The sequence below is a fragment of the Butyrivibrio sp. CB08 genome, from assembly GCF_003625485.1.
Taxonomy (GTDB): domain Bacteria; phylum Bacillota; class Clostridia; order Lachnospirales; family Lachnospiraceae; genus Butyrivibrio.
Window position 1 is genome coordinate 734,377 of record NZ_RAIR01000001.1, and the last position, 14,267, is coordinate 748,643.

General features: G+C 43.2%; 14 protein-coding genes. All 14 read left to right on the plus strand.

The window, feature by feature from the left end:
• The first annotated feature begins 18 nt into the window (after positions 1-18).
• The 14 genes from flhA to D6855_RS03285 all read left to right on the plus strand — a co-directional run bounded on the left by flhA (position 19) and on the right by D6855_RS03285 (position 14,266).
• Positions 19-2,076, plus strand: a complete 2,058-nt coding sequence (gene flhA, locus D6855_RS03220) for a flagellar biosynthesis protein FlhA (RefSeq protein ID WP_120737941.1) — start codon at positions 19-21, stop codon at positions 2,074-2,076.
• 1 nt (position 2,077) lies between these two features.
• A complete protein-coding gene (flhF, locus tag D6855_RS03225) occupies positions 2,078-3,352 on the plus strand; it encodes a flagellar biosynthesis protein FlhF (protein WP_120737943.1) in 1,275 nt (424 codons plus the stop codon).
• Between the two features lie 15 nt (positions 3,353-3,367).
• Positions 3,368-4,282 carry a MinD/ParA family protein gene (locus tag D6855_RS03230; protein WP_120737946.1) on the plus strand — a complete coding sequence of 305 codons (915 nt, stop codon included), beginning with the start codon at positions 3,368-3,370 and terminating at the stop codon, positions 4,280-4,282.
• Between the two features lie 43 nt (positions 4,283-4,325).
• Positions 4,326-5,048, plus strand: coding sequence for a flagellar brake protein (locus D6855_RS03235; protein WP_120737948.1), 723 nt, complete (start codon positions 4,326-4,328; stop codon positions 5,046-5,048).
• Positions 5,049-5,050: 2 nt separating this feature from the next.
• Positions 5,051-6,121, plus strand: a complete 1,071-nt coding sequence (locus D6855_RS03240; protein ID WP_120737950.1) for a protein-glutamate methylesterase/protein-glutamine glutaminase — start codon at positions 5,051-5,053, stop codon at positions 6,119-6,121.
• Positions 6,122-6,258: 137 nt separating this feature from the next.
• On the plus strand, positions 6,259-8,391 hold the full coding sequence (locus tag D6855_RS03245; protein WP_120737952.1) for a chemotaxis protein CheA: 2,133 nt from the start codon (positions 6,259-6,261) through the stop codon (positions 8,389-8,391).
• A 29-nt stretch (positions 8,392-8,420) separates the two neighbouring features.
• Positions 8,421-8,915 (plus strand): chemotaxis protein CheW, encoded by a 495-nt coding sequence (locus tag D6855_RS03250; RefSeq protein ID WP_120737954.1) that lies wholly within the window; start codon positions 8,421-8,423, stop codon positions 8,913-8,915.
• Between the two features lie 14 nt (positions 8,916-8,929).
• Positions 8,930-9,562, plus strand: a complete 633-nt coding sequence (locus D6855_RS03255) for a chemotaxis protein CheC (RefSeq protein WP_120737956.1) — start codon at positions 8,930-8,932, stop codon at positions 9,560-9,562.
• Between the two features lie 14 nt (positions 9,563-9,576).
• Positions 9,577-10,062 carry a chemotaxis protein CheD gene (locus D6855_RS03260; protein ID WP_120737958.1) on the plus strand — a complete coding sequence of 162 codons (486 nt, stop codon included), beginning with the start codon at positions 9,577-9,579 and terminating at the stop codon, positions 10,060-10,062.
• Positions 10,059-10,397, plus strand: a complete 339-nt coding sequence (locus D6855_RS03265) for a hypothetical protein (protein WP_120737960.1) — start codon at positions 10,059-10,061, stop codon at positions 10,395-10,397. The genes D6855_RS03260 and D6855_RS03265 overlap by 4 nt, the downstream gene beginning before the upstream one ends.
• Positions 10,398-10,420: 23 nt before the next feature.
• Complete coding sequence (locus D6855_RS03270) at positions 10,421-11,194, plus strand: FliA/WhiG family RNA polymerase sigma factor (RefSeq protein WP_120737962.1); 774 nt, start codon at positions 10,421-10,423, stop codon at positions 11,192-11,194.
• Between the two features lie 32 nt (positions 11,195-11,226).
• On the plus strand, positions 11,227-12,804 hold the full coding sequence (locus tag D6855_RS03275) for a DUF342 domain-containing protein (RefSeq protein WP_120737964.1): 1,578 nt from the start codon (positions 11,227-11,229) through the stop codon (positions 12,802-12,804).
• Positions 12,805-12,826: 22 nt separating this feature from the next.
• Positions 12,827-13,210 carry a hypothetical protein gene (locus D6855_RS03280; protein ID WP_120737966.1) on the plus strand — a complete coding sequence of 128 codons (384 nt, stop codon included), beginning with the start codon at positions 12,827-12,829 and terminating at the stop codon, positions 13,208-13,210.
• Between the two features lie 75 nt (positions 13,211-13,285).
• The gene (locus D6855_RS03285; protein WP_120737968.1) at positions 13,286-14,266 is read left to right on the plus strand and encodes a DUF6115 domain-containing protein; all 981 of its coding nucleotides are present in this window, start codon (positions 13,286-13,288) and stop codon (positions 14,264-14,266) included.
• Position 14,267 lies beyond the last annotated feature (1 nt).

The window sequence follows — 14,267 nt, forward strand, 5'->3', positions numbered from 1 at the left end:
TACGGAAGGAGGATAATGATGGATCTTAAGAAGATTAGAGATCGTGTATTTGACTATGGTCTGGCGCTATATATTGTTGCGGCTATTGTTATGCTCATTATCCCGCTTCCAGACTTTATTCTTGATATTTTGCTGGCTTTTGACATGGCTCTTTCCTTTGTGATCATGTTTACGGCCATGTTTGCAACTGAAGTTTTGCAGATGTCTTTTTTCCCTACCATCTTACTGTTCACAACAATATTCAGAATTGCGCTTAACGTATCGTCTACCAGACTTATCCTGACTCAGGGCAGCGCGGGACAGGTTATTGAGGTGTTTGGTTCCTTCGTTGGAGGAGGTGACCTCATCGTCGGAGCTATCATCTACGTAATTCTTATTATTGTACAGCTCATGGTAATCAACAAAGGTTCTGAGCGTGTAGCTGAAGTATCAGCACGTTTCACACTGGATGCTATGCCTGGTAAACAGATGGCTATTGATGCGGACCTTAATACTGGAGCTATTACGGATGCAGAGGCCAAGGCAAGGCGAGACAAGATCCAGGAAGAAGCAAGCTTCTTCGGAGCTATGGACGGTGCTACCAAGTACGTTAAGGGAGATGCAACTGCCGGCCTTATCATTACAGCAACCAACCTTATTGGTGGTATTGCAATGGGTGTTATCAGAATGGGGATGGATGTAAATACTGCCATCAACACCTATTCAATCCTTACCATGGGTGATGGTCTTGTAAGTTCAATTCCTTCACTTATGATCTCAATGTCAACTGGTATTCTGGTCACAAAGGGATCCAAGGAAGCAGACTTTGGTCATGCTCTTATCAGTCAGCTCTTTGGTACAGCCAAGACACTGTATCTTGTTGGCGGCGTTGTTGCTGGACTTGGTATTTTCTCACCACTTCCTACAGTTTTATATGTGACATTCGGCGCAGCATTTATCATCCTTGGTCGTATTACAAGCCAAACCATGGAAGAAGCTGTTGCTGAGAGCGAAGTTGCAACAGAGGAGGAACAGCAGGCTGAGGAGATCAGACAGCCGGAGAATGTTACCAGCCTTCTTCAGGTTGATCCTATCGAGCTTGAATTTGGCTACGGAATCATTCCGCTTGCTGATGTTAATCAGGGCGGAGACCTTCTGGACCGTGTTGTTATGATCCGTAGGCAGGTTGCTCTTGAGCTTGGTACTGTGGTTCCTATTATCAGACTTAGGGATAATATTCAGTTGAATCCCAATCAGTACATTATTAAAATTAAAGGTATACAGGTCAGCGATGGTGAGATCCTCTTTGATCACTATATGGCCATGAATCCAGGTCATGTTGAGGATGAGATCACCGGTATTCCTACAACTGAGCCTTCCTTCCATCTGCCAGCCACATGGATCACAGAGGGACAGAGGGAAAGAGCGGAAAGCCTTGGTTATACTGTTGTTGACCCGCCTTCGATCATTGCCACACACCTTACAGAGATTATCAGAGAGCATATTGCTGAGCTCATGACAAGACAGGATGTGCAGAATCTTGTTGATAACCTCCGTGAGAACAATCCGGCTCTTGTGGACGAACTTGTACCTAAGCTTATGAGCCTTGGTGAAATTGAGAAGGTACTCCAGAATCTCCTTAGTGAAGGCATTTCAATAAGGGATCTGGTTACTATATTTGAGACACTTGCAGACTTTGCTCCATCTACCCATGATCCGGATATCCTTACAGAGTATGTTAGACAGAGCTTAAAGCGTGCTATTTCCAGCAAGTACTTTGTTCCGGGAGAGACAACAAGCGTGCTTACTCTGGATCCTAAGATCGAGCAGGAGATCATGAGCAGCGTCAAGCAGACAGAAACTGGCGCATACCTTACCCTTGATCCAGCAAGGACCAAGTCTATACTCACAGCTGTGGGCGAGAATATAAGGCGTCTTGAGGAATCAGGTAAGATGGCCATCATTATGGCTTCACCAATTGTCAGAATGTACTTTAAGAAGATGACACAGGATTACTACAAGGATCTTATTGTCATTTCCTATAATGAAGTAGAACCAACTATCGAATTACAATCAGTGGGGATGGTAACGGCATAGTATGATTATCAAAAAGTATGTTGGAAGAACTGAAAGCGAGGCTACTGAAGAGGCGAGAAAAGAGCTGGGGCCCAATATCGTTGTTATGACGGTAAGGCCTGCAAAAAAGACCGGCTTCTTTTCTATTTTCCAACCTCAGAAAATTGAGGTGACAGTTGGCCTTGAGGAGGAGACTGAGAGAGCACCAAGAGCTTTTTCTCCAGAAAAAGAGAGAGTGATCAAGCCAAAAACAACGGCTGATGATTATTCTCAGAAGGACACTATCCTGGCTTCTGGTGGCAGCGTGGCTCCAAAGGCTCCTGTAAGGAGCGAGATCAAGGATGACAACAGCGCTATAGAAGAGAAGCTGGATAACTTAAGCAATCTCCTTGAAAAGAACTTCCTTAAACCTGAAAAGAAGGATGATGAGGACAGAAAGGACTTTGATGAGTCTGAAGATACTGTAGCTAAGCCTGTAAAGAGCAGCGACGTATCTGAAGAGATAATGTCCTTTATTAAGCTTCTCTACAATACCCTTATCGAGAACGAAGTTGATGAGATATACGTCAATCAGCTCACTGATGAGGTTGAGAAGATTTCAAAGCCCGGTCTTCCTTTTGACTACGCCCTTTCTAACGTATACCAGAAGATGGTACTTAAGTTTGGCAAGTCAGAGCCTATAGAGCCTGTAACTGAAGGACCAAGGGCTGAGATATTCATTGGACCTACAGGCGTAGGCAAGACCACAACTATAGCCAAGCTGGCATCAGAACTTTCTGTCACACAGAAAAAGAAAGTGGCTCTTCTTACAGTTGATACCTACAGAATTGCAGCTGCTGAGCAGCTTCGTACATATGCATCTATCCTGGAGATTCCTTTCAGGGTTATCTATACAGTGGATGAGATGAAGCAGGCGGCTGAGGACTTTACAGATTATGACTACATCATGGTTGATACTGCCGGACATTCTCTTCATAACGAGGAGCTTAAGGCCGGGGTTGAGAGCTTTATAAGGGTTCTTGAGGACACCATGGACTGTGAGAATTTCCTTGTATTGTCAGCGACCACCAAATATCGCGATCTTATTGAGATTGCTGACGCATATTCTGAAATGGTTGCTTATAAGCTTATCTTTACTAAAATGGACGAGACTGGAGCTAAGGGAAATCTCTATAATATCAGGATCCATACTGGAGCGCCTATCGCATACATCACCAATGGACAGAATGTCCCTGATGATATTGCTGTATTCGATGCTCAGAGGATCGTCAAGAATTTGTTGGGTGGAAAGAGTTAATCCCTGGGGGAATAAATGGATCAGGCAACACAGCTTAGAAATATAATCAAAAATCAAAGTGCGCCTCAAAGACCGCTTGCCAGGATCATTACTGTGACAAGTGGAAAAGGAGGAGTCGGTAAGAGCAACGTGGCTATTAATCTTGCTGTTCAGTTCCGCAAGATGGGGAAAAGAGTTATCATCCTGGACGCCGACTTTGGTCTTGCCAATATAGAGATCATGTTTGGTACTATTCCCAAACATAACTTAAGCGATCTCATATATCAGGGAAAGAATATAAGAGACATTATTACCTGGGGACCTGAGGGGGTTGGATTTATTTCCGGTGGTTCAGGTATTTCAGGTATGTATAACCTTAGCAGGGACTATCTGGTTTACATTATTGTGAATCTGGCACAGCTTGATGCGATTGCAGATATCATCATCATTGATACTGGTGCTGGTATTTCAAGTGCTGTTATGGAGTTCCTTGTAGCCAGCGGCGAGATCATTCTCGTTACTACTCCTGAGCCAACATCCATAACGGATTCGTATTCTCTTTTAAAGGCGCTCAATCAGTCGCCAAGGTTTTCGAGAGACAATACCAAGGTTAAGGTAGTTTCAAACAGGGTTTCTTCAGATGAAGAGGGCCAGCAGCTCTTTAACAAACTAAATGCTGTTGTGGCCAGATATCTTAAACTTCCATTAACTTATATGGGCGCTATTCCTCAGGATCAGATGCTTGCAAGAAGCGTAATGCAGCAGTCGCCTGTTTCTCTTCAGTATCCAAATGCCAAATCTGTAAAAGCATTTGAGGCTATTGCTAATCAGCTGATGAATCCGGGAGAGGCTACTGAAGTCAAGCAAAGGGGCATGGCTGCGTTCTTTTCCCATATTATTACTGGCAGAAAGCTGTCCAATGCCCAAGTAACAAATGGTACACAAGTATGATATACTGTAAATATATTAATCATAATGGAGATAACTAACAAATATGCTCAGTGACTACATTTCACCTGGAAACAGGGTGGAACTAAAAGCAACAGGCAAGGTATGGATGGATGAAGATGTCCGTACCAAGCACATATACATGAGCAAGGTTATGGATGTGACATCAGACGACAGGATCGAGATACTGATGCCCTTTGAGAGAGGCAAGATAGTTCTTTTACCTGTAGATGGTGAATACAGCCTGTGCTTTTATTCAACCAAGGGATTGTTCCAGTGTTTTGCAAAAATAATAGACAGGTACAGATCGGATAACATGTACATTCTTGTTATGGATCTGACCAGCGAACTCAGTAAGCTCCAGCGAAGAGAGTATTACAGATTCAGCTGTGCTCTTGAACTAAAGAGCAGACTTTGCTCAAAAGAAGAGCTGGAGGCTTTTGAGAGAAATCGTAAATATCTTGTCGACCCTGGAACTAATTTACAAAGAAGTGTAGTAGTTGACATAAGCGGCGGCGGTTTACGATTTGTAGCTAATTTCCAATATGAAGAAGGCAGTACGATTTATTGCTCCTATCATTTACCGGGCAATGCCAATGATAAAGAATATGAAATGATCTGTAACGTGTTGAAGGTACAGGAGCTGGAAAGCAGACCAGGTCTTTTTGAGCACAGAATCCAGTATGTGTACATTGATGAGACTTCCAGAGAAGATATCATTCATTTTATCTTTGAGGAAGAACGAAAAATCAGAAAGAAGCAGACTTAATTATGAAAAATATTATAATTATTGATGACTCTGCACTCATGAGAACTGTACTCAGTGATATTATTAATGCAGATTCAAGATTCCAGGTAGTTGACAAGGCTAAAGATGGAATTGAGGGACTCGAACTTCTTAAAAAGAAAACATATGATGCGGTAGTTCTTGACATCAATATGCCACGTATGGATGGTATAACTCTTCTTAAGGAGCTTCAGAAGGCCGGAATCAGGCAGAAGATCATGATGGCCAGCACCGACACCAAGGAAGGTGCAAAGGTTACCATGGATGCCCTTGATCTGGGAGCTCTCGATTTTGTTCATAAGCCTGACAGGGCGTCTGAATGCAGAGGAGAAGATTTCGCCAAGCAATTTATTGATACGCTCGCAGCTGTAGCTAATTCAAAAGCTCCGGCACCTGCAAAAGCCTTTTCCTTTGAAGAAGCCAAGGAATCCCGAAAGGTTATTGAACTGGTAACCAAATCTGCTAGTAAGATCACAGGTAACAAGATAGTTGCCATCGCCAGTTCCACAGGAGGCCCGAGGGCGCTGCAATCAGTAATCCCCAAGCTTCCCAAAAACCTTAAGACACCAGTTGTACTGGTACAGCATATGCCTGAGGGCTTTACCGCTTCCCTCGCTGACAGACTTGATTCTCTGTCGGAGGTAACGGTCAAAGAGGCGGCAGAAGGAGATGTACTACAGAAAGGAACAGTATATATCTCCAGAGGCGGCAAGCATATGCATATAGTTAAAAACGCTGGAAAGCCGACAATCCACTATGTGGATGGCCCAACCAGAGAAGGCGTAAGACCTTGCGCCAACTATATGTACGAGTCACTGATGGATTCAGACTATGATGAGATCTGCTGCGTAGTACTTACGGGTATGGGAGCAGATGGAACAGAGGGAATCAAGAATCTAAAGTCTAAAAAGAAAGTACATGTAATCGGACAGGAAGAAAGTACCTGCACGGTTTACGGAATGCCCAAAGCTGTAGCAACGGCTGGACTTGTTGATCAGGTTGTCAAACTTGATAACGTGGCCCAGGAAATCATAATGTGTGTCGGTGTGAATTGAGGGGTTTCCTAGTTTTATACTTTTTTTATCTTTAGAGTCTAAATTCCTCCATTCAAGAAACCGATATCTTGTACAGAAGTATGCGATTACGCGTTTACTTCTGACAACCAATCATTTCTAATGGAGGTATATAGGTTATGGATGTTTCCCAGTATCTAAGTGTCTTTCTCGATGAAGCAAAAGAGCACCTTCAGTCGCTCAATGACAACATCATGGTTCTCGAGCAGGATCCAGAGAATGAAGATTGTATCAATGAGATCTTCAGATCTGCGCATTCTATGAAGGGTATGGCTGGTACCATGGGCTATACAAGGATGCAGAATCTTACTCACGACATGGAGGATGTATTCTCAGATGTTCGTGGTGGTAAGATCAAGATCAAATCTGCGGACATTGATGTCTTACTCCAGTGCCTTGATGCTATTCAGGGATATGTTGACAATATCACTGAGAATCAGGACGAAGGTACTGAAGAACACCAGAACATTATCAAATCTTTAGCTGATATCAGAAATGGTGTCAGTGGCGGAGAAGGCGGGGATGCAGCTCCTGCGGCAGATGCTCCAGCAGCAGATGCAGCTCCAGCAGCCGATGGTGGCGCTTCTTCAGCAGACGGCTCTGCTGATTACAAGGCTATCAAGCTGGATCCTTCAGTAAAATCCACATTGGAAGAAGCAGCTTCCCAGGGCAAGAAGATCTACGGCGTAACCGTACATATTCAGGAGTCCTGTATCCTTAAGGCTGCCAGAGGTTTCCTTGTATTCAAGGGACTTGAAGAAATTGGTGAGATCGCGGTTTCTGATCCTTCAACTCAGGATATTGAGGATGAGAAATTTGATTTTACATTCAGCCTTGTTCTTATTACAGATGAGTCAAAAGAGAAGGTTGAAGAGATAGTTAAGGCTGTTTCAGAGGTAGAAGGCTGTGATTGCGGCGAATTCGACCTTGGAAACGCAAAGACAACTGATGATAAAGATGACAGTGCAGCAGCACCAGCTCCTGAAGCAGCACCTGCAAAGGCAGCACCTGCAGCACCTGCAGCTTCAGCTCCTCAGACACCTGCTCCAGCACCTGCTGGCGGCGGAGCAGGAGGCAAGAAGCCTGTTGGTAAGCCTGTTGTTAATAGAACAGTCCGTGTTGATATTGAAAAGCTGGATGTTCTCATGAATCTGGTAAGTGAGCTTATCATTGCCAAGAACTCCCTTATATCAGCAGCTAACACATCCGGTGTCAGCAACGGAAATGTAAATGAGCAGATTGAGTACCTTGAGAGCGTGACCACGAACCTCCATGAGTCAGTTATGAAGGTTCGAATGGTTCCTATTGAGAGCGTACTTCAGAAGTTCCCTCGTATGATCAGAGATCTTAATAAGACCCTTGGCAAGAAGATGGAACTTACAATGACTGGTGAAGAGACAGAAATGGACCGTACCGTGGTTGATGAGATTGGTGATCCTTTGATGCACCTTATCAGAAACAGTGCGGATCACGGAATTGAGTCTGCTGATCTTCGTGCCCAGAGAGGCAAACCGGAAGTTGGACAGATCTTCCTTCACGCTTTCCAGGATGGCAACAGCGTTGTTATCGAGGTTGGTGATGATGGTAATGGTATTGATGCAGAGGCTGTTAAGAATAAAGCCATTGAAAAGGGAGTAGTTACTCCTGAACAGGCTGCACTTCTTACAGAGAAGCAGTGTGTAGAGCTTCTTTTCCATCCTGGTTTCTCAACTGCCAAGCAGGTATCTGAGATTTCAGGTAGAGGCGTAGGTCTTGACGTTGTTAAGTCCAAGGTTGAATCTCTTTCAGGTGAAGTTACAGTTCGTACTAAGCTTGGTGAAGGCTCAACATGGGTAATCAGACTTCCTCTTACACTTGCTATCATTCAGGCTCTGATGGTAATAATTGGCGAAGAGAAATATGCTATTCCTCTTGATTCTATCCAGAGTATTGAGGATGTTTCTCCTGCAGATATTAAGTTTGTTGAAAATAAAGAAGTTATCAATTTGCGCGGAAGCGTACTTCCTCTTATCAGACTCAACGAAGTCCTCGATACAGAGTCCAAGAGAAATCCTGATGAGGATATGGTTGTTGTTATCGCAAGAAAAGGCGATCAGCAGGTTGGACTTGTTATTGATGAACTCATGGGCCAGCAGGAAATTGTTATCAAGCCACTTGGCAAGTACACCAATAAGTGCAAGCTCATAAGCGGCGCTACCATTCTCGGTGATGGCGAGATAGCTCTTATCCTTGATACCAATTCAATTTTCTGATGAGTATTTAAAAAGAAAGGAAGAATGTTATGAACGAACTTAGAGATAATGGTGATGTAGGAGAGCTTATCCAGTTTATCGTAATCAAGATAGATGATGAGCAGTACGGCATAAACATCAAATATATTGATAATATCGTTAGAATGCAGCAGATAACACGTGTTCCTAAGGTAGATGACTACCTCAAGGGCGTTATCAACATCCGTGGTGAGATCGTTCCTGTAATGAGCGTTCGAATGAAGATGGGCCTTGCAGAAGATGAACTTACTGGTAAATCCAGAATTATTATCTTAAAGACTGGCGAAGGCGATCTTGTTGGAATTATCGTCGACCAGGTTAATCAGGTTCTGACCCTCGATACAAACAATATCGAGAAGGTTAGATATGATGACAAAAAAGGCAGTGGCCATACTAATTTTGTTGGCGGCGTAGGACACTATGATGGCGGTCTTGTTTCAATCCTTGATCTTGATGCTGTCGTATCCGAAAGGGAAGTAAAAGAGAAGACTTCTAATGCCAGCTGATCGGAGGAATGACAATGGGTGATTTGACTTTGGACAATATGTCCAATCAGTATTTTGACGTACTTAAAGAGTTAGGAAACATCGGTGCCGGTAATGCTACAACAGCTCTGGCACAGATGATAGGAACTAAGGTAGATATGGCTGTTCCACAGGTCAGACTCCTTGACTTCAAGGATGTTGGAGATCTGATGGGCGGTGCAGAGCAGATCATGGCAGGTATTTATCTTGCAGTTGAAGGCGACATTGATGGAAGTATCATGTTCCTTCTCAATAAAGTAGCCGCAAGACACCTGGTAGATAAGCTTATGGGAACAGGCTCCAAGCCTGAGGAAGAAGAGTTTGATGAGGTTGAGATGTCAGCTCTCAAAGAGGTAGGTAACATCATTACAGGTTCCTATCTGAACTCTCTTTCAATGATGACAAACCTTAAACTTATTCCTTCTATTCCTTATGTGGCCATTGATATGGCAGCTGCGATCCTTAGTGTTCCAGCTATACAGTTTGGAATGATGGGTGATAAGATACTTCTTATCGAGACCCAGTTCTTTGATGAGCTTAAGCTCAGCGGATATTTTATTTTGCTACCTGATGTTGATGGATATGCTAAGATCCTGTCATCTCTTGGTATGGGAGATATCCAGTTATAATCGAAAGGGCTAATATGAGTGAAATTATTAAGGTTGGCATGGCCGATCTCAATATTTGTGTGAGCCCTGACGGAATAACTACTTTGGGACTTGGTTCCTGCGTTGGAATTGCTGTTAGGGACCCAGTCACCAAGATAGGGGGCTTGGCACACGTAATGTTGCCGGACTCAACTGAGATTAAGAACAACTCCAATATACCCAAGTTTGCTGATACCGGAATAGAGGAACTCATCAAACAGATTGTTGCGAAGGGCGCCAGCAGGCAGAGGCTTGTAGCCAAGATTGCAGGCGGTGCGCAGATGTTTGCTTTTCAATCCAGCAACCAGACCATGAGGGTTGGAGACAGAAATGTTCAGGCTACTCTTAAGAAGTTAAAAGAGATGAACATTCCTGTACTTGCTCAGGATACCGGCGACTCATATGGTAGAACGGTCATCTTTTATCCTGAAAATGGAAATTTTGTGATTAGGGCAGTAGGAAAGCCTGAGAAAGTTATATGAATACCGATATTGATGAACTGAAAAAAATCAATACGAAACTGATCACTCCGCTGATAGTGCTTAGTTGTACCGCTATAATTGCGATATTTACTTACTTTAAGCACTATCCAGCTGGTGATTGGTTTATTATAGTTTTTGCTTCAGTAGTTATTTTTCTTGTAATTGGGCTTATAATAGAGAAGATGATAACCAGATTTATGGAAATCAACTATGAAAAAGCTCTGGCAGAAAGGCTGGAAGCAGAACGCCTCGAGGAAGAGGCAAGAGCCGCAATGGAAGCGGAAGGTGGAGAGGAAGTGGAAAATATCGATCAGGAGCTTCCACCTGAATTCTAAATATTATCTGGGGAAGATAATAAATGGACGAAGCAGGACGTAATAAATTATGGACCGAATATAACAAGACTAAATCAGCTGATATCCGTGAGCAGCTGATTTTAGAGTATGCTCCTTTAGTTAAGCTTGTTGCTGGAAGACTTTCCATGTACCTTGGCTTTAACGTTGAGTATGATGATCTTGTAGGTTATGGAATATTTGGACTTATTGATGCTATCGATAAGTTTGATCTGATGAAGGACGTTAAGTTCGAGACTTATGCCAGCCTCCGTATTCGTGGAGCTATCCTGGATCAGATCCGCAAGATGGACTGGATTCCACGTACCATCAGACAGAGACAGAAAAAGATTGAAGCTGCCATCAGGGAGATCGAAAAGGACGGCGGACATGTTGCTACTGACGCTGAAATAGCTGCCAAGATGGAAATCAGCGAGGATGAGTACCAGAACTGGCAGAATCAGATGAAGGTTACTGGTGTTGTTTCTCTCAATGAGTTCATGGATCAGGGTGCTGATATTCCAGAGGATGCCAATAACAGGAGTTCTTCTTTTGTTAAGCCTGAAGAAGCAGTTGAGAAGGAAGAGCTCAAGAAGATGCTTGCAGAGTCTTTGGAGCTGTTAACAGATAAGGAAAAGAAAGTAATCTTATTATATTATTACGAAGAACTTACATTAAAAGAGATAAGTGAAGTACTGGAGGTTTCAGAATCAAGAGTTTCGCAGCTTCATACAAGGGCTCTTCAGAAGATGAGGGAGAAGCTTGGAAATTACCTTGGTATCCTGACAAATTCCAGATAACCACATAAAAACATTACTTGCAGAGGTCTATTATGAACGGATATTTTCAACTGGTTATTACTCCAAAAGGCACTGGAATCAAGGTGTTTCCGCCAACTGATGGCGGAGAGCCTCTTAACGTCAATGACGTTAGGGACTATCTGGAAGATAGAAAAATTCAATACGATGTAGTGCTTATTAACGATGCTGTGACAAAGGCTGAGGAAAACGTTGCCATCTTTACACAGGAGCAGGTGCTTCCTGAAAGAGAGGGCTGTAAATACACGATTTCCCAGGATCGTATGACTGTCACGGCGTTTTTTTATCCTCCAAGCGAGGGTGCGGAGCTAATGACTGAAAAAGAGGTCATGGACTCTCTTGCATATAGAAAAGTAAAATATGGAATCCAGGAAGATGCCATAAAGAAATTCTTTGAGCACAGACAGTACTGTACAGAGATTGTTGTTGCCCAGGGGAAAAAGGTTGTTGAGGGTCACGATGCAAAGGTTGAGCTGCATTTCAATGCTAATCTGCGTGCAAAACCAACCCTTCGCGAAGACGGAAGTGTTGATTACTTCCATCTTAATCTCATAAATAATGTTCAGCAGGGACAGCTTCTGGCAACTCTTCATAAAGAAGTGCTGGGAGAGCCTGGCATAAATATTTATGGTGAGACTATAAAGCCTCATAGCGTAAAGTCGACGTTTATCAAATTTGGTAAGAATACGGTTCTTTCTGAGGATAAGACACAGCTTTTTGCTGCTAAATCAGGTCACGTAACTGTAAGGGAAGGTAAGATTACAGTTTCAGATGTCCTCGTGGTAGAAAATGTTGATGTATCTACTGGTAATATTGAGTATGAAGGCAGCGTGGAAGTTAAGGGCGTTGTAGCCAGCAACTTCTCTGTAAAGGCCGGTGGAAATATAGTTGTTAAGGGCATTGTTGAGGGTGCTACCCTTGATGCCGGAGCAGATGTAATCCTTGAGTGTGGCGCTAAGGCGGGCGGTAACATTACTGCTGGCGGAAATGTTGTTACCAAGTTTATTGAGAATGCAACAGTCAATTCAAGAGGTGGCGTTACCAGCGAGTGTATCCTCCATTCTAATGTATCTTCAGGAACTGAAGTTACAGTTACCGGAAGAAGAGGCTTTATCGCAGGTGGTAAGGTTACTGCAGCTGACAGGATCACTGCCAAAGTCCTTGGATCTGAGATGGGAGCTAACACAATCATTGAAGTTGGTGCTGATCCACAGCTTAAGGTCAGGCTAAAGGATCTGCAAAAGAATATCACTGCAGCCAACAAGAATCTTGAGAGCATGAAGCCAACTCTTGAAGGCTTTACCAAGATGCTTAAAGCAGGAGCTAAGTTCACTCCAGAGCAGGTTGCCAATGTTAAAAAGCTTATGGAAGTAAATAAGACTCTGACTGCTCAGGTTCAGCAGAATGAGGAAGAGTACTCAGAGCTTATGGAAAAACTGGCTGAATCCAAGGAAGCTGATGTAATTGTTGAGGGAACAGCTTATCCTGGAACAACAGTAAATATAGGGGAACTTTCTATGATCGTTAAAAAGCCTGTTCAATACAGCAGGTTTGTTGTCAAGGAGGGGGATGTCAGACTAGCACCGATCTGATCTTCGGTGGAAGGAGGTATCTATGTCAATTAACCACATAGATTTTGGGGTGATGGCCACATCCACAGATGTGACATCAATAAAGGCTGCGGAAGAAGCCAGGCCACTTGCTGATCAGCATAACTTCCAGACTCAGTTCAATCAGGAGGTTCAGAACAACCAGCATTCGGTTAATGCAAAAAATGATATTGACCAGGGGCAGCTTAATTCCAATGCCGAAGATAAAGGCTCAAATGAGTACATGGGGGATGGCGGAAAAAACAGAAGAAATGGCGAAAAGAAAAATGCTCCGGAAGAGAGAACTCTTACCAAGGAACAGATGGAAAAAATGGCTGAGAGCATGCATGACAGGAACGGCAAGCCCATTGACTTTCGGATTTCTTCTGGTTTCGATTTGAAGATTTGAGCTTTCTATATTATAATGTATTGACGTATGTTCAAAATATACGTTTAGTTTTTTGTGGGGTATTTGGGCGGAGAAATGATAAGTATTACAGAGATTGTTCTCATTGTTGCTGGTTTTGCGGCAATAATATTAGGTTACCTTCTTCCTGCCGGTAAGGAGATGGATGAAGAAGATAAGATGCTCATGGAGAGGGAAATCCGTGAGCTTGTTAGGCGTGAAGTCGAGGACCAGAAGGAAACCATCGACGACATGGTTGGGGACAGTGTCGAAAATTCTTTAGACAGAACAGAGCGTGCCATGGAGCGTATTTCCAACGAGAAGCTTTCTGCTATTGGTGAGTACTCTGATACTGTTATCAATGATATCCATAAAAATCACGACGAAGTAATGTTCATGTACGATATGCTCAATGACAAGCACAAGAATCTTACAAGTGTTGTCAGCGAGGTTACTAGGAAAGCGGACGAAGCAAAACAGGTTGTCCGTGATGCAGAAGCCACCGCCAAAGAGGCACAGGAAGCTTCTAATTTGCTTGCTGCTACAGATGAAAAGAGCAATGTCAGAGCAATACTGCTTGATGAAACAGATGATAAGCTCAGCGGTATCCGTATTCCATATAAAGAAAAGAAACAGGTGGTTACACCTGAACCTGTTGCTGAACCAAAGGAAGAACCTCCTGTTGGAAACGTTGAAAGCGGATATGTCGAAGAGAAAAACATCAAGGAACTTGAAGGTCTTGATCAGATAGGTGCAAGAGTTCTTGATAAGGAAGAGATATCTTCTTCTCATGTAATCGGAAACACAGTTTCTCCTGAACCTGTATCATCCAAGGTTGTTCCTATTACAGAGGCTGTCAGGGTAGAAGGAAGATCCAAGAACCCTGATAAATCCATGCAGGAGCTTACTGCTAACGATCCTGTTTCTCAAAACAAACAGATCATTGAAATGCACAAGGCTGGCAAGTCTAACATGGTTATTGCCAGGGAACTGGGACTTGGAATTGGCGAAGTTAAGCTTGTAATAGATCTTTCTAACAAGCATAGAAAAGTAAGATAAG

What these genes read in the sequence shown, in the direction of transcription:
- flhF (WP_120737943.1), top strand. Translation starts at nt 2,078, where the DNA reads ATGATTATCAAAAAGTATGTTGGAAGAACTGAAAGCGAGGCTACTGAA.
- D6855_RS03245 (WP_120737952.1), top strand. Translation starts at nt 6,259, where the DNA reads ATGGATGTTTCCCAGTATCTAAGTGTCTTTCTCGATGAAGCAAAAGAG.
- D6855_RS03240 (WP_120737950.1), top strand. Translation starts at nt 5,051, where the DNA reads ATGAAAAATATTATAATTATTGATGACTCTGCACTCATGAGAACTGTA.
- flhA (WP_120737941.1), top strand. Translation starts at nt 19, where the DNA reads ATGGATCTTAAGAAGATTAGAGATCGTGTATTTGACTATGGTCTGGCG.
- D6855_RS03275 (WP_120737964.1), top strand. Translation starts at nt 11,227, where the DNA reads ATGAACGGATATTTTCAACTGGTTATTACTCCAAAAGGCACTGGAATC.
- D6855_RS03280 (WP_120737966.1), top strand. Translation starts at nt 12,827, where the DNA reads ATGTCAATTAACCACATAGATTTTGGGGTGATGGCCACATCCACAGAT.
- D6855_RS03250 (WP_120737954.1), top strand. Translation starts at nt 8,421, where the DNA reads ATGAACGAACTTAGAGATAATGGTGATGTAGGAGAGCTTATCCAGTTT.
- D6855_RS03255 (WP_120737956.1), top strand. Translation starts at nt 8,930, where the DNA reads ATGGGTGATTTGACTTTGGACAATATGTCCAATCAGTATTTTGACGTA.
- D6855_RS03235 (WP_120737948.1), top strand. Translation starts at nt 4,326, where the DNA reads ATGCTCAGTGACTACATTTCACCTGGAAACAGGGTGGAACTAAAAGCA.
- D6855_RS03265 (WP_120737960.1), top strand. Translation starts at nt 10,059, where the DNA reads ATGAATACCGATATTGATGAACTGAAAAAAATCAATACGAAACTGATC.
- D6855_RS03270 (WP_120737962.1), top strand. Translation starts at nt 10,421, where the DNA reads ATGGACGAAGCAGGACGTAATAAATTATGGACCGAATATAACAAGACT.
- D6855_RS03230 (WP_120737946.1), top strand. Translation starts at nt 3,368, where the DNA reads ATGGATCAGGCAACACAGCTTAGAAATATAATCAAAAATCAAAGTGCG.
- D6855_RS03285 (WP_120737968.1), top strand. Translation starts at nt 13,286, where the DNA reads ATGATAAGTATTACAGAGATTGTTCTCATTGTTGCTGGTTTTGCGGCA.
- D6855_RS03260 (WP_120737958.1), top strand. Translation starts at nt 9,577, where the DNA reads ATGAGTGAAATTATTAAGGTTGGCATGGCCGATCTCAATATTTGTGTG.